Annotated in this window: 19 protein-coding genes; 5 read left to right on the forward strand and 14 right to left on the reverse strand. The window is 73.4% G+C overall.

All coding sequences use genetic code 11. From position 1 onward, the window contains the following. Positions 1-7: 7 nt before the first annotated feature. Positions 8-1,183 carry a hypothetical protein gene (locus ACTJIY_RS03910; protein ID WP_440673272.1) on the reverse strand — a complete coding sequence of 392 codons (1,176 nt, stop codon included), beginning with the start codon at positions 1,181-1,183 and terminating at the stop codon, positions 8-10. Continuing rightward, the gene (locus ACTJIY_RS03915) at positions 1,180-1,923 is read right to left on the reverse strand and encodes a SigE family RNA polymerase sigma factor (RefSeq protein ID WP_440673271.1); all 744 of its coding nucleotides are present in this window, start codon (positions 1,921-1,923) and stop codon (positions 1,180-1,182) included. The genes ACTJIY_RS03910 and ACTJIY_RS03915 overlap by 4 nt, the downstream gene beginning before the upstream one ends. Positions 1,924-2,089: 166 nt before the next feature. On the opposite strand from ACTJIY_RS03915, the gene ACTJIY_RS03920 reads away from it, so the two are divergent. Together ACTJIY_RS03920 and ACTJIY_RS03925 are read left to right on the forward strand one after the other, a co-directional pair. Continuing rightward, entirely contained in the window at positions 2,090-4,237 is a 2,148-nt protein-coding gene (locus ACTJIY_RS03920) for a SpoIIE family protein phosphatase (RefSeq protein WP_440673270.1), read from the forward strand. Positions 4,238-4,449: 212 nt separating this feature from the next. Further along, entirely contained in the window at positions 4,450-5,526 is a 1,077-nt protein-coding gene (locus ACTJIY_RS03925; protein ID WP_253051854.1) for a sigma-70 family RNA polymerase sigma factor, read from the forward strand. Between the two features lie 20 nt (positions 5,527-5,546). Here ACTJIY_RS03925 and ACTJIY_RS03930 read toward each other — a convergent pair whose 3' ends face one another. The 4 genes from ACTJIY_RS03930 to ACTJIY_RS03945 form a co-directional block, all read right to left on the reverse strand. Then, complete coding sequence (locus ACTJIY_RS03930; RefSeq protein WP_439159157.1) at positions 5,547-6,029, reverse strand: DUF1269 domain-containing protein; 483 nt, start codon at positions 6,027-6,029, stop codon at positions 5,547-5,549. A 14-nt stretch (positions 6,030-6,043) separates the two neighbouring features. Continuing rightward, the gene (locus tag ACTJIY_RS03935) at positions 6,044-6,394 is read right to left on the reverse strand and encodes an SHOCT domain-containing protein (RefSeq protein WP_115941646.1); all 351 of its coding nucleotides are present in this window, start codon (positions 6,392-6,394) and stop codon (positions 6,044-6,046) included. A gap of 57 nt (positions 6,395-6,451) precedes the next feature. Beyond that, entirely contained in the window at positions 6,452-6,883 is a 432-nt protein-coding gene (locus ACTJIY_RS03940) for a DUF6325 family protein (protein ID WP_439159158.1), read from the reverse strand. A 79-nt stretch (positions 6,884-6,962) separates the two neighbouring features. Continuing rightward, positions 6,963-7,370, reverse strand: coding sequence for a DUF7144 family membrane protein (locus tag ACTJIY_RS03945; protein WP_115941644.1), 408 nt, complete (start codon positions 7,368-7,370; stop codon positions 6,963-6,965). Between the two features lie 149 nt (positions 7,371-7,519). On the opposite strand from ACTJIY_RS03945, the gene ACTJIY_RS03950 reads away from it, so the two are divergent. Next, on the forward strand, positions 7,520-8,785 hold the full coding sequence (locus ACTJIY_RS03950; protein WP_439159159.1) for an AI-2E family transporter: 1,266 nt from the start codon (positions 7,520-7,522) through the stop codon (positions 8,783-8,785). A 45-nt stretch (positions 8,786-8,830) separates the two neighbouring features. Here ACTJIY_RS03950 and ACTJIY_RS03955 read toward each other — a convergent pair whose 3' ends face one another. The 7 genes from ACTJIY_RS03955 to ACTJIY_RS03985 all read right to left on the reverse strand — a co-directional run bounded on the left by ACTJIY_RS03955 (position 8,831) and on the right by ACTJIY_RS03985 (position 16,052). Continuing rightward, positions 8,831-9,289, reverse strand: coding sequence for an HAAS signaling domain-containing protein (locus ACTJIY_RS03955; RefSeq protein WP_440673269.1), 459 nt, complete (start codon positions 9,287-9,289; stop codon positions 8,831-8,833). Next, the gene (locus tag ACTJIY_RS03960; protein ID WP_440673268.1) at positions 9,286-9,624 is read right to left on the reverse strand and encodes a PadR family transcriptional regulator; all 339 of its coding nucleotides are present in this window, start codon (positions 9,622-9,624) and stop codon (positions 9,286-9,288) included. Before ACTJIY_RS03960 ends, ACTJIY_RS03955 begins: the two co-directional genes overlap by 4 nt. A gap of 78 nt (positions 9,625-9,702) precedes the next feature. Next, complete coding sequence (locus tag ACTJIY_RS03965) at positions 9,703-11,403, reverse strand: SulP family inorganic anion transporter (RefSeq protein ID WP_440673267.1); 1,701 nt, start codon at positions 11,401-11,403, stop codon at positions 9,703-9,705. Beyond that, positions 11,400-12,332, reverse strand: a complete 933-nt coding sequence (locus ACTJIY_RS03970) for an HAD family hydrolase (protein WP_440673266.1) — start codon at positions 12,330-12,332, stop codon at positions 11,400-11,402. The genes ACTJIY_RS03965 and ACTJIY_RS03970 overlap by 4 nt, the downstream gene beginning before the upstream one ends. A gap of 8 nt (positions 12,333-12,340) precedes the next feature. Then, entirely contained in the window at positions 12,341-14,683 is a 2,343-nt protein-coding gene (locus ACTJIY_RS03975; RefSeq protein WP_440673265.1) for an arylsulfatase, read from the reverse strand. Positions 14,684-14,740: 57 nt separating this feature from the next. After that, positions 14,741-15,412, reverse strand: a complete 672-nt coding sequence (locus ACTJIY_RS03980) for a GAP family protein (protein ID WP_440673264.1) — start codon at positions 15,410-15,412, stop codon at positions 14,741-14,743. Between the two features lie 142 nt (positions 15,413-15,554). Continuing rightward, positions 15,555-16,052, reverse strand: coding sequence for a DUF1269 domain-containing protein (locus tag ACTJIY_RS03985; RefSeq protein WP_115941642.1), 498 nt, complete (start codon positions 16,050-16,052; stop codon positions 15,555-15,557). 186 nt (positions 16,053-16,238) lie between these two features. Here ACTJIY_RS03985 and ACTJIY_RS03990 point away from each other — a divergent pair, with 186 nt between their 5' ends. Next, on the forward strand, positions 16,239-18,035 hold the full coding sequence (locus tag ACTJIY_RS03990) for a SulP family inorganic anion transporter (protein ID WP_440673263.1): 1,797 nt from the start codon (positions 16,239-16,241) through the stop codon (positions 18,033-18,035). Positions 18,036-18,394: 359 nt separating this feature from the next. Beyond that, entirely contained in the window at positions 18,395-19,009 is a 615-nt protein-coding gene (locus ACTJIY_RS03995; RefSeq protein WP_353707104.1) for a PAS and ANTAR domain-containing protein, read from the forward strand. A gap of 42 nt (positions 19,010-19,051) precedes the next feature. Here the strand turns inward: ACTJIY_RS03995 and ACTJIY_RS04000 are convergent, their stop codons facing one another. After that, a complete protein-coding gene (locus ACTJIY_RS04000; protein ID WP_353707103.1) occupies positions 19,052-19,471 on the reverse strand; it encodes a phage holin family protein in 420 nt (139 codons plus the stop codon). Between the last annotated feature and the right edge of the window lie 13 nt (positions 19,472-19,484).

Genomic DNA, 19,484 nt, shown 5'->3' on the forward strand with positions numbered 1-19,484 from the left:
GGGATCCTCACTCCGGGCGGTGAGCTGCGCGATAGTCCCGCCAGTACTCGTCGTCGACGAGCGCGGTGTCCATGAGGCACTGCCGCCACGTGTCACCGTCCACACCCGGCGGGACGTCGAAGGACGCCAAGGGGCCAGGCCCGGGCACAGGTTCGCCTCGCACGTCGAGGCACGCTTCCAGGAGCACGTAGACGTCGGCGGCGTTCTCCGAGCGCTCGTCCCGGACCGAGCGCAGGACGCTCAGCACGGCCGGGTCCGCGGGCGGCGACGTCCGCAGGAGCGCCCCGGCCCTCCCGGTCACGGGATCGTAGTCGGATCGACAGGTCGAGAACCCGCCTTCGTGAGCGTCCATCGGACCGTCGCACGTCTCGTTGCTCCAGGTCCGGGCGTCGTACGACGTCATGCCGCGGACGTCCGGGGCCTCCGCCGACGGAGTGCCCAGGAGCATCGCGTAGAGGGTCCCTCCGTCGAGGGCCGTGGTCGGCACCGCAAGGGTCGACACCGTCGCCCCCGACGCCCCCGACACCTCGCCCGCGAGCACGGCCCACAGGTCGCCCTCGCGGACATGGGCGAGCGAGAGCCCGACGACGAGCCGCTCATGACCGCCGACATGCTCCACGACGGACATCCCGAGCGACCCGGAGCGCAGGACGGTTCCGGCTGCCTCACCGCGCAGGAGGCCCCGGAGATCGGCGTCGTCGCCGGCCACCACGCGGACGGTCGGCGCGACCCCCTCTGCCTCGGAGCCCGGTGCGTACTCGACGAGGAACCGCTCGCCGTCGCGCCACGCCCCGAGGCCGAGGTCGAGGACGTACGTGCCGTCCTCGCGCAGGTACGTCGCGGGCTCCTCGACCGCGACGACGCCGTGCGCGAGGTCGACAGCCGTGGCCTCGGCCGTGACGACCTCGTACCCGGGCGACCCGGTGACGACCTCGCGCGCGAGGTCGCGGAGCCCGTCCGGGCCGCCCGCCGTCACGACGCCCGTCCCGACGAGCCCCAGCGCGACGACGCCCGCGACGCCGGCGAGCGACCGGCGCCGCTGCACGCCGCGACGGCTCGACCGGAGAACCAGGTCGAGGTCGAGCTCGGAGGGCGGGACGGCGTCGTCGGCCGTGCGGCGCAGCCGGGCGAGGAAGTCGTCCTCGGGCGGGGTGGGCACCGGGCGTCCGGTCACGGGGCTCATCGGGGTGTCCTTCCGGAGGTCGGGGTGGTCGGGGAGGTCAGGGTGGTGGTCGTCGGGGCGGGAGCGGTGCCGTCGGGTGCGCCGAGGAGCGCCCGCAGGCGGGCGAGGCCCCGGGAGGCCGTGGACTTCACGGTGCCGATGGGCATGCCGAGCTCGGCGGCGACCTCGCTCTCGCTGAGGTCGAGCAGGTGCCGCATGACGACGACGCGGCGCTGCTTGACCGGGAGCGTCAGGAGCGCGCGCACGACGGCGTCGCGATCGTCGACGGAGCCCGTCGGCTCCCCGGCACCGGGGCGGCCGGGCCGGCCGACGCCCTCCGCCCGCGTGAGCTCGTCCGGCCCGGCGAGCACCTCGCGCCGCGTGCGGCGCCACGTGTCGACGCGCAGGTTGGCCAGCACGCGGCGGGCGTAGGCGAGCGGGTCGCGCTCACGGGCCCGCGACCACGCGCGGTACGTGCGCTCCAGCGCGTGCTGCGTGAGCTCCTCCGCCCGGTGCCGGTCCCCGCAGAGCAGGTACGCCATGCGGTGCAGGGGGTCGCGGGCGTCCCGCATGAACGCCGAGAACTCCTCGTCGCGCGTGCGCCGGGCGACGAGGTCGACCTCGACCGCCGGCGCGCCGTCCAGCTCGCCGTCCCGATGATCGTCCCGATCGTCGTCCCGATCGTCGTCACCTGCGACGTCGAGCAGCAGCTGGAGCCTGCCGGTCCCCCCGACCGGTCCGGCCGCACCCGTCGCGGTCACGTCCTCACCCCTCGCGGGCCGCGCCCGCCGTCGTGTCGTGGTCTCACGAGCGGTACACGCAGCGTCCCCGCCCGAGGTTCCCTTCTTCCCGATTTCACCCCGTCCGCGTGCCCGGCTGGCACCGCTTGCACTGTTTGACCGGCCTCGTCCTGGTGATACTGGCACCATGACCGACGCCCAGGCGATCCACGAGCTCGCGCAGGCGGGGCTCGCCGAGCCGGTGGCGGACGAGTCGTTCGACCGGTTCGCGCGTCTCGTGCGGCGGCAGCTCGGGGTGCCGTCGGCGCTGGTCACGCTCGTCCTCGACGACGAGGCGGTGCTGCCCGGCGCGCTCGGCCTGCCCGAGCCGTACCAGTCGGAGCGCCGCACACCCCTGAGCCACACGTTCTGCCAGTTCGTCACGAGCGACGCACGACCGCTCGTGGTCGAGGACGCCCGGGTCGTCCCGCACCTCGCCTCGCTCCGCGCGGTCGACGACATCGGCGTCGTGTCCTACGCCGGCTTCCCGATCTTCGACCCGCACGGGCGCGCCGTCGGGTCGCTGTGCGCGTTCGACGGACGCCCGAGGCCGTGGTCCGACGAGGACCTCGCGACCCTCGCCGACCTCGCGTCCGCGTGCACGTCCGAGCTGCGGCTGCGGCTCGCCCGGGCGCGGGCGAAGCGCATGCAGCGGGTCGCGCTCGCGGCCAACCGGCGGTCCCGCCTCCTGCTGGAGCTCTCCGAGTCGTTCGCCGCCGCGACGTCCGTGCGCGACGTCGCCGAGCGGCTCTCCGCGGTCGGCGCCGCGATCGGCGCCCGCTACGCGGGCCTCGCGATGCTCGACGCGAGCGGAACGCGCCTCGAGTACACGACGCTCGACCACCTGGAGCCGGGCGTCCCCGTGTCGTTCCGCCGGATGCGGATCGACGACGAGCGCGGCGCCGCGATCGCCGCCCGCACGCGCGAGCCGCTGTTCTTCCGCGACCACGCCCACTACACGGCGCGGCTGCCCGAGGCGGCGGCCCTCATCACGTCCGACGACGTCGAGGCGCGCTCCTTCCTCCCGGTCCTCGCCGGGGAGCGGCTGCTCGGCGTCGTCGCGCTGGCGTGGGACGCGGTCCGGGACTTCGACGAGGACGCGGTGAAGACGGAGACGACGGTCGCGTCGTACGTCGCGCACGCGCTCGACCGCGTCCGGCTCCTGGAGGAGCGGCACCGCGTCGCGACGACGCTCCAGGCGGCGATGCTCACCGAGCTCCCGTCGGTCCGCAGCGCGGAGCTCGCCGCCACCTACGCGTCCGCGACCCGCACCGACCAGGTCGGCGGCGACTGGTACGACGCGGTGGTGCTCGACGACGACGCGTGCGTCCTCATGATCGGCGACGTCACCGGCCACGACATGCGCGCGGCCGCGCAGATGGGCCAGCTGCGCTCCATGCTGCGCACGTTCGCGTGGTGCCAGGACGAGCCCCCCGCGGTCCTGCTGCGGCTCCTGGACCGGGCCAACCGCGGCCTCGCGCTGCACTCGAGCGGCACGGCCGCCGTCGTCCGGCTCGACCGCACCCCGCACGGGTTCGACCTCACGTGGTCGAACGCCGGGCACCCGTCCCCGCTCGTGCTGCGCGCCGACGGCACCGTCGAGACGCTCGACGCGCCCCCGGACCTCATGCTGGGCGTCGTCCCCGGCACCACGCGGCACGACCACCGCGCGCACCTCGCGCACGGCGACACGCTCCTCCTGTACACCGACGGTCTCGTCGAGCGGCGCGGCGCGTCCTACGCCGAGCGCCTCGGCGCCGTGCGGGCCGTCCTCGCCGAGCTCACGGCCACCGCGACGTCCGCCCTGCCCGACGCGCTCGTGCGCCGGCTCGTGTCCGACCAGCGCGACGACGTCGCCGTCCTCGCGCTGCGGGTGCGGCACGCCGTCGCCCGACCGCCCGGACCGGGACGGCCGTCCGTCCTGACGCGGCAGGTCGAGCACGCGTCGTCGGCGATCGGACCGGCCCGGCGCTGGGTGGACGACGTCCTCGAGAGCTGTGACGTCTCCCCGTCGGTCCGCCGCATCGCGATGCTCCTCACGAGCGAGATCCTGACGAACGCGGTCCAGCACGGCGCGGCCCCGGTCGAGGCGGAGCTCGAGGTCGGGCACCGTGTCCTGCGCGTCGCGGTCCGGGACGGCTCGCCGGCGCTCCCTCGGCTCCGGTCCCCGCGCCCGGACGAGACGGGCGGACGGGGCGTGCAGTTCCTCGAGCGCTGCGCATCGCGCTGGGGGGTCGACGCCATCGACGGCGTCCCGGGCAAGGCCGTGTGGTTCGAGCTCGACCTGGACGACTGAGCCCGGTCGTCGAGCCCGGGGTTCCGCCCCACCCCGACGCGACCCCGGGGAGCGACCCCGGGGTCGGCGCGGGCTGTGCCGTGTCGGAGGGCAGAGGTAGCGTGTGTGAGGTGGGCCACTCCCCTGGTCCCGCGCGGGCGGTCGCGGCAGCGCGCACCCACCGTAGGCACCCCCCGCGAACGTCGAGACCTCGAGTCCTGAGAGGCAGCACCATGACCGACCTCGCCACCCCCACGAGCGTCCGCCCGGAAGCCACCGCGACCGGCCCCGCTCCCCTGCCCGAGCGCGACGACCTCGACGCGGTCCTCGCGGGCCACCGCCGGGAGATCACGGGCTACTGCTACCGCATGCTCGGCTCCTCGTTCGAGGCGGAGGACGCCGTGCAGGAGACGTTCCTGCGCGCGTGGCGCTCCTACGACCGGTTCGAGGGCCGCTCGTCGCTGCGCTCCTGGCTCTACCGCATCGCGACGAACGTGTGCTTCGACGCGCTGGGCGCGCGCAAGCGGCGTGAGCGCCCCATGGGCCTCGGCGGTCCGCAGGCGCCGGAGGCCGAGAACCTGGGCCAGGTGCTCCCCGAGGAGACGTGGGTCGAGCCGGTGCCCGACGATCGCGTGCTGCCGCACGACGGCGACCCGGCGCAGGTCGCGGTGGGCCGTGAGACCATCCGGCTCGCGTTCGTGGCCGCGCTGCAGTTCCTGCCGCCCAAGCAGCGCGCCGTGCTCCTGCTGCGCGAGGTGCTGCGGTGGCAGGCGAGCGAGGTCGCGGAGCTGCTCGACACGTCGGTCGCGTCGGTGAACAGCGCGCTGCAGCGGGCGCGGGCGACGCTGGCGGCACGGGCCCACTGGGACAGCTCGGGCCTCGGCGAGGACGCCGAGCCCGCGCCCGCGCCGGTCGCGTCGAACGCCGGGCTCGGCGACGAGGAGCGGCTGCTGCTGGAGCGCTACCTCGACGCGTTCGAGCGCTACGACATGGACGCGCTCGTCGCGATCCTCCACGAGGACGCGACGCTGTCCATGCCGCCGTACCCGCTGTGGATGAAGGGCACGGCGGACATCGTGACCTGGATGACCGGGCCCGGCCACGAGTGCGAGGGGTCCCGCATGGTGCCGGTCGCGGTGAACGGCACGTTCGGGTTCGGCCAGTACCGTCGGGCCGCGGACGGCGGGCACGAGCCGTGGGCGCTGCAGGTGATCGAGACCGAGGACGGGCGGGTGACGGCCATCAACGCGTTCCTCGACACGGCCTCGTGGTTTCCGCTGTTCGGCCTCCCCGCGCGCCTCGACGACTGAGCACGCGCGGGGCCGGTCCGTCAGTCGAACGTCTCGAGGAGGGTGCTCCGCTCGGCGTCCGTGAGGTTCGTGGCGACGAGCTTGCCGTGGACCCCGTGGAACCGCTCGCCCACGCGGTCGAGGTCGCCGTCCTCGGTGACGACGAACAGCGCGGACGACCCAGGCGTGACGCCCTCCCGGATGCGGTCGAGCTGGTCCTTGTCGATCCCCACGGCGGCCATCGCCTTGGTCGACGCGCCGATCGCGGCGCCGGCCGCCGCGCCCAGCACGGGCGCGAAGAAGAGCGAGCCGAGCAGCAGGCCCCAGAACGCGCCCCAGCCGGTGCCGCGCCACTCGTCCTGGTGACCGTGACGCGTCGTCGGCTTGGCTGCGCCCTCCGGCCACGCGACGACCGCGGTGTCGATGATGCGGATCGCGTGCTCGGAGGCCGAGTCGTGCAGGATCCGGGACGCGGTGTCCGCGCCCTCGGGAGAGTCGAACTTCCAGACGGTGAACGTGGCCATGGCGATTCTCCTCGTCAGCCGAGCAGCTTGGCCTTGGCCGCGGCGAACTCGGCGTCGCTCAGCACGCCGGAGGCGTGGAGCTGACCGAGCCGCTCGAGCTGGCCGAGCAGGTCGTCCTGCGCCGGGGCCGCGGCGGGCGCGGCCGGCGCGGGCTGGGCGTACTGGGCCGCAGCCTGCTGGGCCGCGGCCTCGATGCGTGCCTGCTCCTGCGCGGCCTCGGCCTGCTGGGCCTCCCACGACTGCTGGGCACGGTTCGCCTGGTGGCGCTGGACGGCGCCCGCGGTCGCGGAGGCAGTCCCGGCGATGACGGCGGTGCGAGCGGCGGTCCCGATGAGCCCGGGGCGGCCGAAGCGACGGATGGGCATGTGGTTCTCCTGGTTCTGTGGGCGGAGGCGCCACGGAGCGGGCGCCGGGCGGGCGGCTCAGTCCTCGACGAGCGCGAGGTCGGCGACCTCGTTGACGACCTCGGCCGGGATGCGCTCGCTGAGCAGCACGACGCCGTCGGCCGCGCCGGTCGCGGCGATCACGCCGCGGGCCCACGTGTGCTCGACGACGAGGACGAGGGCCGACGTGCCCGGCGCGAGCCCGGCGGCGACCGCGTCGAGGTCCTCCTCGCCGGCGAGGCCGGCGCCCGTGAGCTCGACGTCGGTGATCTCCAGCTCGTCGCCGAGGTCGGTCACCTCGACGACCTCGACGTCGCCGGCCTCGGAGCGCCGGACGACCGCGAGGTCGAGGAGCGTGACGGTGCCCTCCGCGAGCACCTCGAGGACGGAGGCCTGCACCCCCGCGGGGATGCGGTCCGACGGGAAGGCGATCGCGACGATCTCGACGGGGCCGAAGGTGAACGTTGCCATGGACGGGACTCCTGAGTCTGTCGGTGGGCGAGGACGACGGTGCGGACGCGGGAGGCCCGGAGGCCCCGGGCGGGGCGGCTCAGCGCGCGGCGCGCTCGGCCTCGTCGCCGTGGACGACGAGCGCCCACAGGACGAAGACGTCGAGCACGATCGTGATCAGCGACCACCACGGCGTCACCTGCAGCGTCGTGAACTGGGCGATCGCGTTGAGCACCACCAGGACGATGGCGACCATGCGCGCCCAGCCCTTGCCCGAGAGCAGGGCGAAGCCGGTGAGGACGAGCAGCACCCCGATGACGAGGTGGATCCAGCCCCACGTGGACACGTCGAGGACGACGATCCCGGCGTCGGTCACGCCGACGAGGCTGTTCGGGGAGAACACGGCGACCAGACCGCTGATCGCGTTGAAGAAACCGATCGTCACGAGGACGATCCCGGCGAACCAGACCCAACCGACCCAGGCCGTCACCTGCGACGAGCGTGCCATGCGAGTCCTCCTGAGGTGCCGACCGTGGTCGGAGCGAGACGAGCGGACGAGCGTGCGCGTCGATCGTGGCACCGGTCGGGAGGTTCGGCATCCGGAAGCGACGGCGCGCCCGCCGGGCCCGCCCCCACCGCCGCCACTAGGTTCGGGACATGACGACGCCGACGCCCGCCGAGGACCCGTGGTCGGGCGTGCCCGACGCCGGCACGCGCCCCGTCCAGCACGACTCCCGGCGCCCGCCGCGGTGGGTCCCGCGCGCGCTCGCGATGGCCGTCGTCGCCGTCTTCGTCGGGATCTTCGCGTGGTACGCGCTGGGCCAGCTCAAGGCGCTGGGCGTCAACATCCTCATCGCGTTCTTCGTCGCGCTCGCCCTGGAGCCGATCGTGGTGTGGCTGGTCCGCCACGGCTGGCGCCGCGGCGCGGCGGCCGCGGTGGCCCTGATCGGCTCGCTCCTGACGATCCTCGTGGTGCTCGCGCTCTTCGGGAACCTGTTCGTCCAGCAGCTCGTCCAGCTCGTCCAGTCGCTCCCGGACCTGTACGCGAGCATCCAGGACCTCGTCGCGGAGCGCTTCGACGTGGTCATCCCGGACTCGGACGACCTCATCAAGCAGGTCATCAACGACTTCGGCGACGACGTCGCCTCCGGCGCGCTCGTCGTCACCACGACGATCGTCGGCGGGATCTTCGCCTCGCTGACGATCATGCTCGTCACCTACTACCTGCTCGCGGCCGGGCCCAAGTTCCGCGCGGCCGTGTGCCGCTGGCTCACCCCCAACCGCCAGGAGGAGGTGCTGCGGCTCTGGGAGATCACCCAGGTCAAGGTCTCCGACTTCATCAACTCGCGCATCGTCCTCGCCGCGCTGTCGAGCGTCTTCACGTTCGTGTTCCTGCTGATCCTCCAGACCCCGTACGCGCTCCCCCTCGCGGTGTTCACGGGCGTCGTCTCGCAGTTCGTGCCCACGATCGGCACGTACATCGGCGGCGCCCTGCCCGTCGCGGTCGCGCTCACGTCCCAGGGCCTGCCGCAGGCGCTCGGCGTGCTCGCCTTCATCATCGGCTACCAGCAGCTCGAGAACCTCTACTTCTCCCCCAAGGTCTCCGCCCGCGCGCTCGAGATGAACCCGGCGGTGAGCTTCGTCGTCGTGCTCGCGTTCGGTGCGGTGTTCGGGGCGCTGGGCGCGTTCCTCGCGCTGCCGATCGCCGCGACGATCCAGGCGGTCGCGAACACCTACCTCCAGCGGCACGAGCTCATCGAGTCGCACATGCTGCACGACCCCGACGCCGAGGGCCACCACCCGCACAAGGGGAAGGGCCGCGACGGGGAGGGCGGCACCGCGCGGCGTCGTCGCAAGAACCGCGAGGCCGCCCTGGAGGCCGAGCGCACGGTCGACGAGCGCCACGCCGAGGGCATCGACTGAGGACGGCCGTCCCGCGCGGTCCCGGCCGCCCCCACGCACGGGGTGCTAGGCCGTCGCCACGTAGTGGGAGACGAGGACCGCGAGGAACGCGACGAGCGCGACGACTCCGATCACGAGCGCGGTCTTCTGCCGCGAGCGGTCGCCGGCGCCGGCGCGGAGCCGGGTGCCCGCCCACACGACGGTGCCGACGGCGAACAGCGGCACGATGAACAGCACCAGGCTCACGACGCTCAGGACGACCAGCAGCGTGTCGGCGAGCGGCGGGCCCGACGCCGGGGCCGGTGCAGGCGTGCCGGCCGCGGCCGCGATGGAGTCGACCGGTCCGAGCTCCTCGAGCAGGTGGCGCACGGCGTCGTCGTCGCTCCCGCGGAGGGCGAGCGCCTCGCGGGTGTGCTCGCGCACGGCGGCCAGCGTCTCGGACCGTTCACGCGGATCGGCGCCTTCGAGCGCACGGTCGAGATCGGCGAGATAGGCCTCGACCAGCGGGGGGAACGGGTGGGTCATCGTGCCTCCAGGGTGGCGTCGACGTCGGCGGAGAAGCGGGCCCAGGTGTCGGCGAAGACCCCGAGCGCGGCACTTCCCTCTGGTGTGAGCACGTAGTACCGCCGTGGTGGCCCCAGCGGCGAGGCGGCCAGCTCGGTCGTGACCCAGCCCTGCTGGCGCATGCGTGACAGGAGCGGGTAGAGCGTGCCGTCGCTCGTCAGCAGCACTCCCCGCGCCCCGAGCCGTTCGACGAGCTCGAGACCGTACGCCGGCGCCTCGCGCAGGCAGGCCAGGACGCAGTACTCCACCACGCCCTTGCGGAGCTGGGTGAGGACCATGTCGGGCGTCGGTACCATGCGTTGCACGCTACCAGATACCTTGCGTCGCAAGGTAGTAGGGTCTCGACATCGTCCGCTCGGCTCGCGGGACCCGGGTCAGGGGACCGGCACCCCGGCGTCGGTCAGGGCGGCGTCGACGCTGGGGACGACGCGCCCGTCGTCCACCAGTCCCCGGAACCAGCCCGACGCGCCCGCCCCCTCGCGCGCCGCGGCCGGGACCCGGACCAGGTACAGCGCCGCGCCCATGCCCGCGAGCTGGCGGTCCAGGTCCGCGAGGCCGTCGAGCACGGTCGACGTCACGAGCCGCTGCGACTCCATCTCCAGCGCCACGACGCGCGGGGTCGGGTCCTCGGACCGCGCCCGGGCGAGGACGGCCTCGACCGTGGCGCGCGTGTTCGCGGTGTACAGGCCGCCCTCGAGGTGCAGGACCAGCGCGCCCGGCGCCCGCGACGACCCGGCCCGGTCCGCGTACGTCCACCCGCCGTCGGGCGAGCGCGCCAGCTCGACGGCGCGTGGCCGGTCCGCCTCACGGAGCACCAGGACCAGCGTCATCACGACCCCGACCCCCACCGCGGGCAGCAGGCCAGCCACGAGCCCGATCGCGGCCGTCACCACCGCGCACGCGAGCTCGACCCGGTTGATGCGCCACAGCTCGACGAACTCGCCCACCTGGATGAGGCTCACCGTCGCCACCACGACCATCGCGCCGAGCGTCGCCTGCGGCAGGTCGTCGAGGACGGGCGCGAGGAAGAGCGCGACCAGCACCGCGAGCGCCGCCGTCACGAGGCCCGACGCCTGCGTGCGCGCCCCGGCGCGCAGGCTCACCGCGGTCTGGGAGAACCCGCCCGCGGGCGGCATCGCGCGGAAGAACGCGCCGGCCACGGCGGCGAGGCCGTTCGCGAGGAGCTCCGTGTCGGGGTCGATCTGGGGCTCGTCCGGGCGACGGACGCCGCGACCCACGGACACGGTCTCGAGGAACGCCATGACGGCGATGGCCGCCGCCCCGGGGAGCATCGCGCCCACGAGCGACAGGTCCGGCAGGACGGGCAGCGGCAGGCCCGACGGCACGGGGTCGATGACGGCGACCCCGGACCGGTCGATCCCGGCGACCGCGACGAGCAGGATCCCCGCCGCGACGACGACGAGCGGCGCGGGGACCCGCGGCGCGACCCGCCCGAGCACGACGAGCACCGCGATGCTGCCGAGGGCGAGCAGGACGGTCGGCAGGTTGGCGTCGCCGACCTGGGAGAGCGCGGACGTCAGGACCCCGAAGAACCCCGTCGCGTCGGGGTCGGCGGGCACGCCCAGCAGCTTCGGGAGCTGGCCGACGGCCACCGTCGCCCCGACGCCGGCCTTGATCCCGACGAGGACGGCCCGCGAGATGTTCTCGACGAGGGAACCGAGGCGCAGCACGCGCGCGAGGACGAGGAGCGCCCCCACGAGCAGGGCGAGCGTGCAGACCGCGCGCGCCGGGTCGTCGCTGCCCGCCGCGACCCCGGCCGCGAGCAGCGTGGACGCGGACAGGGTGGCGATGGTCGACGTCGTGCTCATGCTCAGGGCGCGCGACCCGCCGAGCAGCGCGTACACGACCGTCGGGACCATGCACGTGTACAGGCCGAACTCCACGGGCAGGCCGGCGATCGTCGCGTACGCCATGGCCTGCGGCACGACGACGGCTCCCGCCGACAGCCCCGCGACGGCGTCGCGGCGCGCCCACGCGCGCCGGTACCCGCGCAGCGTGGGCAGCAGGGTCGGCCCCTGGCTCGCCCGGTCGCGCGCCGGGGCGCCGTCGCTCACGCGTCCTCGGTCGGGAAGACGCGGGTCCAGTCGTCCCGGACGCTCACGACCGTGAAGCCGTGGTCGGCCGCGGCGGACAGCGCCTGCTCGGCGCCGGCGTCGTACGGCACGTCGCCCCGACCGGTGTCGTCGTCGTGGTGCACGAGGAGGCTGAGGCTGCGCGGGTTGCCCTGGACGAACCGGAGCATGTCCACGTCGCCGTTCGAGTTCCCGGCGGCCAGGACGGGGCGGCGGCCGACACGCGACCAGATGCGGACCGGCTTGAGGGGGCCGTCGTCGAGGTAGTCGAACGCGGTGCCGTAGCGCACCTGGTTCGTGCCCGCGTCGTACGTGAGACCGAGCGCCGACCCCACGACGCGCTCCGGCGGGATGCCGTAGTAGTCGAGCGTCATGGGCCGCATGAAGTCGCGGTCTCCCCCGGACACGACGTAGCACGCGAAGCCGTGCGCCTCGAGATGGCGCAGCAGCTCCACCATCGGCTGGTAGACGGCGTCGGCGTAGGGGCGACCGAGCGTGAGGTGCTTCGCGCGGGCGTAGAACGACGCGACGGCCGCGTGGTAGTCCTCCACGCTCTCGTGCGCCGTGGACGCGAGGATCGCGCCGACCATGACCTTCAGGTCGGTGTCGTCCCCTGCGTAGTGCTTGTCCACGGCCGCACCGAGCCACGCCAGGTCCCCGCTGACGGCCGCGCGGTACGGCTGGCGGTCGGCGAGCGTCGGGTCGGCCTCCGCCGCCGCCTTCCACTGCTCCACGATGAAGTGGAGCTGCGTGGGCATGGGCTTCTCCGTCCAGAGCGTGCCGTCGTTGTCGAAGACGGCGACCCGCTCCTCCGGGCGCAGCGCGTCCGGGCCGACGGCCACCGCCTCGACGAACGCGAGGATCGCGTCGCGGGCGGGGCCGTCGGCCCAGGACGGCAGGGGTCGGGTCATCGCGACGGTCAGTCGCGCGCCATCGCCGCGGCCAGGTGCGCCTCGAGGTCGAGGTACGCGTCGTCCGCGACGTCGAACACGACCTGGGCGATCTCGCCGCCCGTGAAGTCGAACCCGTACCCGTACAACGACGAGACCGGGTCCGCGCTGTCGCGGCCGATCGTCAGCCCTTCGCCGCAGAGCGAGAAGTGCCCGAGGACGGTGCGGATCCGCTGCTCGCCGACCTGCTGGTCGTCGATGAAGAGCTTCAGCGGGCCCTCGCCCTCGCGGTACTTGCCCATGCCCTCCTTGGTGAACTCGACGCCGATGATGTGCCGGCCGCTCGTCGGGACCGGCGCGGAGATCCGGTCCTCGGGCGGGATGCCGAGGAAGTTGTAGACGTAGTGCACCTGCCCGTCCTTCACGACGAGCGCGTGGCCGCCGAACCGCGAGCCGTGGGCGAAGATCACGCCCTGGCTCTCCGGCGTGAGCTCGACCTCGGCGGCGATCTTGTACGAGACCCCGTGCGTGTTCGCCGCGGAGCGCTCGGGCACCTCGCTCGTCCCCGGGTAGTACACGAACCGCCCCGACGGCGGCGCGGGCTGGTGGAACTCCATGCCGACGAACGTCTCGAAGTCCTTCGGGTTGCCGATGATCTGGAGGTCGTTGAGCGGGAGGACGGCGTTCTTCTGAGCCTCCTCCATCCACAGCGCCTTGAGCTCCTCGAGCTTCTCGGGGTGCTCGGCGGCCAGGTCGTGCGCCTCGGACCGGTCGACCTCGGTGTGGTACAGCTCCCACACGTCCTCGTCGAAGTGGCCCTTGCCGCTCACCGGTCCGTGCACGGTGACGGCCTTCCACCCACGGTGCCAGAGGCCACGCTGCCCGAACATCTCGTAGTACTGCGTCTCCTTGTTCGTCGGGGCGTCGGGCGCGGCGTCGAACGACGGCACCATGGACACCCCGGACAGCGGGGTCTGCTCCACGCCGTTGTACGTGTCCGGGAACGTGACGCCACAGGCCTCGAGGATCGTCGGCACGATGTCGGTCGAGTGGTGGTACTGGTGGCGGACCTCGCCGCGAGCCGCGATGCCGGCGGGCCAGTGGATGACGAGCGGGTCGGCGACGCCACCCTGGTAGGTGTAGCGCTTGAACATCTTGTACGGGGTCGAGAACGCGGCCGCCCAGCCCGTCGGGTAGTGGTTGTACGTGTCCGGGCTGCCGAGCTTGTCCACGAGCCGCAGGTTCTCCGCCTCGTCGTCCGGGTAGCCGCCGAAGATCTTGCCCTCGTTGACGGACCCGTTCGGGCTGCCCTCGCCGGACGCGCCGTTGTCGGCGCAGTAGATGATGAGCGTGTTCTCGAGCTGTCCCGACTCCTCGAGGTAGTCGACGATCCGCCCGACCTGCGCGTCGGTGTACTCGCTGAAGCCCGCGAACACCTCCGCCATGCGGCTGAACATGTGCTTCTCGTCGTCGCTCAGCTCGTCCCAGGGCCGCACGCGGTCCGTCTCGGAGAACGTGCCGTCGGGCATGGGGTTGAGCGGGGGCAGCTCGGTGCCCTCGGGGAGGATGCCGCGCTCGATCATGCGCGCGAGCACCCACTCGCGGTAGGCCTCGTAGCCGTCGTCGAACTTCCCCTTGTACCGGTCGATGTACTCCTGCGGCGCGTGGTGCGGCGCGTGGTTCGCACCGGGGCAGAACCAGAGGTACCAGGGCTTGTCGGGCTCGGTCTGCTTGACGTCCCGGATCATCCGCAGCGCCTGGTCGGCCAGGTCGCGCGAGAGGTGGTAGCCGTCCTCGGGCAGGTAGGGCTGGTCGATGTAGTGGTTGTCCTCCGCGAGCGACGGGTACCAGTTGTTGGTCTCGCCGCCGATGAAGCCGTAGAAGCGGTCGTAGCCCTGCGCGAGCGGCCAGTGCTTCTTCGAGGCCCCGGCGGTCCACTCGTCGATCGGCACGTTGTGGTTCTTCCCGACCCAGAAGGTCGCCCACCCGGCGTCGCGCAGGACCGTCGCCATCGTCGCGTTCGAGTCGGGGATGTGGGAGTTGTACCCGGGGAACCCCGTCGACGACTCCGAGATCGTCGCGAAGCCGTTGAGGTGGTGGTTGCGCCCGGTGAGGAACGTCGACCGGGTCGGGGAGCACAGCGCGGTGGTGTGCCACTGCGAGTACGTCAGCCCGTTCTGCGCGAGCCGGTCCATGGTCGGCATGTTGATCCTGCCGCCGTACGGCGACCACGACGCCATGCCCGTGTCGTCGTACAGGACCACGAGCACGTTCGGGGCGCCCGCGGGCGCCTTGTCCGGCAGGAACGCGTCCCAGTCCGCCACGGAGTCGCGGACGTCGAGCTCGATCTTTCCCTGGAACTGCTTGGCCATGCTCACTCTCCTCGGGAAGCCGGCGCCAGGCACCGGGTGCGTGCTGGTCGGGGACTCTCAGAGCGCCGCGATGCCGTCGCCGAGCATCTTGGCGCCCAGGACGAGCAGGAGGACGGCCATGATGACCGCGTTGTTGTGGATCATCCAGGCCTTGAGCTCGTCGAGCATCGACGCGGCCCGGGAGCCCATGAACAGGTAGATGAAGACCGGCGTCGCGACGCCGACGCTCGCGACGAGGGCGAACACGACCGCGGCGACGACCTGCGCGTTCGTGTCGTCGGGTGCGGCCGACGCGATGGCTGCGCCGCCGGAGACGACGAGCAGCAGGTTCTTGGGGTTGACCGCGCCCAGCAGGATCGCGAGGCCGGCGGCCTTCACGGGCGTGAACGCGTCGATCGCCGCCATCCACCGAGGGGCCGGCGGCTCGACCCCGGCGCGCGGACGTCCGCGCCACTGCTTCACCGCGAGGAGGAGCAGCAGGACGCCCAGGACGATCTTGAGGATCGCGGCCCGCAGCGGCGGGCCGTCGTCGTCCGGCGCGGCGGCCCCGGCGAGCGTCGCGACGAGCAGCGTCACCGCGCCGACCGCGACGAACCACCCGACGAGGAACGCGAACGCGTTCGCCTTCGCCCGGCCGCTCACGAGCATGAGCACGACCGCGACGATCGGCAGCGGGCTGATGAGCACGCCCACCGCGACGGGGAGGGACTGACCGATCGCCGCGCCCATGGGCGGCCTCCTTCGTGGTCCGGTCCCGGGTCGGGACGGCGGGGACTGCGCGGGCTACGGCACGGGTGCCGAGGCGTACGGGCGGGTGAGGTGCCCGACGGCGGCGCGCACCGCCGTCGGGCACCTCACCCGGGAGGACCGCTCAGGCGTTCTCGTCGAAGGCGGCGCGGAGCTTGGCCTCCTCGTCCGCGGAGAGGTTCGTCTGGATGAGCTCGCCGTGCACGCCCTCGGCCTGGAGCGCGTCGTGCACGCGGTCGATCACGGCGCCCGACGTGAGCACGAACAGGGCCGACGTGCCCGGCGTGACCTTGCTGCGCACCGAGTCGATGAAGTCGTCGTCGATACCCACGTCGGTCAGCGCGCCGGCGATCGCGCCGGAGGCCGCGCCGATCGCGGCCCCGAGCAGCGGGACGAAGAAGAGGAGGCCGAACAGCAGGCCCCAGAACGTGCCGCCGAGCGCCCCGACCGCCGTCGTGCTGTTGCCCTGCCGCGTCTTCGGCTTCTTCTTGCCCTCCTCCCAGGACACGATCGCCGCGTCCTGGACCTGGATGAGCTCCTGCTTCTGGAGCGCGAGCAGCGCGTCCTCGGCGCGCTGCGCGCCCTCGGGGGTGTCGAACTTCCACACGGTGAGCGTTGCCACGTCAGACCTCTCGTTCCGTTCGTACCGACGACGGGAGCGCGGCGCTGCGCCCCGGGACGCGTCGAACGTATCCCCGGGGCTCGGGTTCCGCGCGCGGAGCGCGGACGCCCCCGGCTCCCGGTGGCGGTTCGTCCCGATCCCGGGATGATCGTTCGCGGAGCACGCCGGACGGACGGAGGACGGTCGATGACGGGTTCGCAGGCACCCTCGGTGCCGACGGGGGGACGGGCGCGGGCGCGGACCCCGCTCCTCTTCGGCTCGCTGCGCGGCTACCAGAAGGCGTGGCTCCAGGGCGACCTCGTCGCCGGGCTCACGGTGTGGGCGGTCCTCGTCCCGGAGTCCCTCGCCTACGCGACGATCGCGGGCGTCTCGCCCGTGGTCGGCCTCTACGCGGCCGCGCCGTCGCTGATCCTCTACGCGGCGTTCGGCAGCTCACGGCACCTCGTCGTCGGGCCCATGTCCGCGACGGCCGCGCTCTCGGCCGGGGTCGTGGCGGTGTTCGCGCCGGGCGACGCCGCGTTCTACGCCGCGCTGACGACGGGGGTCGCGCTCGTCACCGGCCTGCTGTGCCTCGTCGCGGGGATCGCCCGGCTCGGGTTCGTCGCGTCGTTCATCTCCGAGCCCGTGCTCAAGGGGTTCATCGTCGGCATGGCGCTGATCATCATCATCGGCCAGGTCCCGGCCCTGCTCGGGGTCGAGAAGGGGGAGGGCAACTTCTTCGAGAAGGCGTGGACGATCCTCACCGAGCTCGGCACCGCGAACGGCCCGACCGTGGTGCTGGGGCTGGGGACGCTCGCCGCGCTCCTCGCGATCAAGCGATGGGCGCCCCGTGTCCCCGGCTCGCTCGTCGCGGTCCTCATCGGGATCGTCGCGATCCTCACGTTCTCGCTCGACGACGACGGCGTGGAGATCGTCGGCCCGATCGACGCCGGGCTCCCCGCGCTCGGTTTCCCGGACATGGACTGGTCCGACTACACCGCGCTGATCGGGCCGTGCGCCGGGGTCATGCTCGTGGGCTTCGCCGAGGCGCTCGGCGCCGCGAAGACGTACGCCGCGCGCGAGGGCTACGACATCGACGCCAACCGCGAGCTGATCGGCATGGGCGCGGCCAACCTCGGGTCGGGCCTCGCGTCGGGGATGGTCGTCAACGGCAGCCTGTCCAAGACGGCGGTCAACGGCGGGGCGGGTGCCAAGAGCCAGGTCTCGGGGCTCACCGCCGCGGTCCTCGTCGTCCTCACCCTGCTCTTCCTCACACCCGTCTTCGAGTCGCTGCCGGAGGCGACTCTCGCCGCGGTCGTCATCGCGGCGGTGATCGAGCTCGTCGACGTCCGCGCGCTGCGCCGGCTCTACGGCCTGCGCACCCCGACCATGCGGCGTCTGTACGGCAACGCGGCACGCGACGACTTCTACGCCGCCGCCGCGGCCACGGCCGGCGTGCTCGTCTTCGACACCCTGCCCGGCCTCGTCATCGGCGTCGTGCTGTCGCTGCTCCTGCTCCTCGCGCGCGCGTCGCGCCCGCACGTCGCGGTCCTCGTGCGCTCGGCGCACGGGGTGTGGGTGGACGCCGACCGGCGCGCGGTGCTCCAGAAGGACGGCGGCACGTCCGTCCCCGGCGTGCTGGTGGTCCGGCCCGAGTCGGGGCTGTTCTTCGCCAACGCCGACGCCGTCCGCAACCACGTCCGCGACCTCGCCGCCGCGACCTCCCCGCGGCTCGTCGTCCTGGACACGGAGACCGTCCCGTTCATCGACGTGGACGCCGCCGAGATGCTCGCCACGCTGCGGACCGACCTCGACCGCCACGGGGCGACGCTCGTCCTCGCGCGCAACGTCGGGCAGGTCCGCGACGAGCTGCGCGCCGCCGTCGAGCGTGCCGAGCGGCCGCGGGTCTACACCGACGTCGACGCCGCCATCGCCGCCGAGAGCGCCGGGGCGTCGGGCGCCGACGGCGCGGGCCCCGACGCCGGTTCGGCCGCCGCGAGGTAGCGCCGTGGGGCAGCGTCCTCGACGCGCTGCCGGTCCACGAGCGCCACGACCCGCCCCTGCGGGTGCCCGTCCTGCGGCTGCTCGTCGGGCCGGGCTCTGGGCGGCGGTGCTCGTCTATCGCCCGCGCCCAGGCGTCCCTCGAGCGCGTGCGCCACTGGATCGCCGGGCACACGGCCGCTCTCGACGCGGCGCTGATCCTCGTCATCGCGCTGCTCCAGATCCAGAAGGGCCTCTCCGCGCTCCAGTCCTGACGGTGCCACGACGCCCGCCACTGCACGGCGGGAGAACCGGGGTAGGCTCGGAGGGTCGAGTCTGGACCTGGCTCCTCACCCACCGGAGACCCGGAGGCCAGCATGTCCGTGGACGACCATGCCATCGAGCAAGCCCTCGCGCGCGGAGCGCACCAGCAGATCGGCCAGTACCGCCTGGACCTGAGCACGGGCGTGTGGTGGTGGTCCCCCGAGACGTACCGCCTCCACGGCTTCGAGCCGGGCGACGTCGTCCCGACGACGGCCCTCGTGCTCGCCCACAAGCACCCCGACGACCGCGAGCGCGTCCGGCAGGTCCTCGACGAGGCACGGCTCACCGGCGAGCCGTTCTCGAGCGTGCACCGGATCATGGACGCCCACGGCGGCGAGCGCTTCCTCGTCGTGGTCGGCCAGGGCCGGCGCGACCGCGCGACCGGCGAGGTGACCGAGCTCGTCGGCTACTTCGTGGACGTGACGCGGACCGTCACGGACGCGGCCCAGGAGCGCGCCCGGCACGACATCGCCGCCGCCGCGGAGACACGGGGTGCGATCGAGCAGGCCAAGGGCATCGTGACGCTCGCGTACGGCGTGCACCCGGACGAGGCGTTCGCCCGCCTCCGGCGCGCGTCCAACGACCGCAACGTCCCGCTGCGCGAGCTCGCCCGGCTCGTCGTGCACGAGGGGGCGCAGGGCGGCACGGACGGCGTCGCCGCGCTCCTGCACTGACGGCACGGACGACGGCGCCGCCCTCGGGCGGCGCCGTCGTCGTCAGCCCTTGCTCGTCGCCTCGCGGATCCGCTTCTGCTCCTGGCGACGGTCCCACCAGCGCGTGAGGACGAGCCACCCGAGGAACCAGCCGCCGAGCGCGCCGATCAGCCAGACGACGACCGTCACGCCGATCCACGTGGACGCGCCCGAGATCTCCAGGCCGTCCCCGACGAGCGTCGCGACCCACAGGGCGAGGAACGTCGACACGAGGCCGATCCCGCCCAGGATCGCCGACGCGTACTTGCGCGCCACGTTGAACACGAACGGCGCGAGGATCGCCTGGGCCACCGCGAAGATCAGCACCGCGACGACGAAGCCCGAGGCGTGCACGGTGACGCCGTCGAACAGGCTCGAGGCGACGAGGAGGCCCACGGCGGCGAGGACCACGTTGATCGCGAAGCTCAGCAGGAAGCGGATCATGCGGTAACGGTCC

The organism is Cellulosimicrobium sp. 22598 (assembly GCF_052044445.1).
GTDB lineage: Bacteria > Actinomycetota > Actinomycetes > Actinomycetales > Cellulomonadaceae > Cellulosimicrobium > Cellulosimicrobium cellulans_G.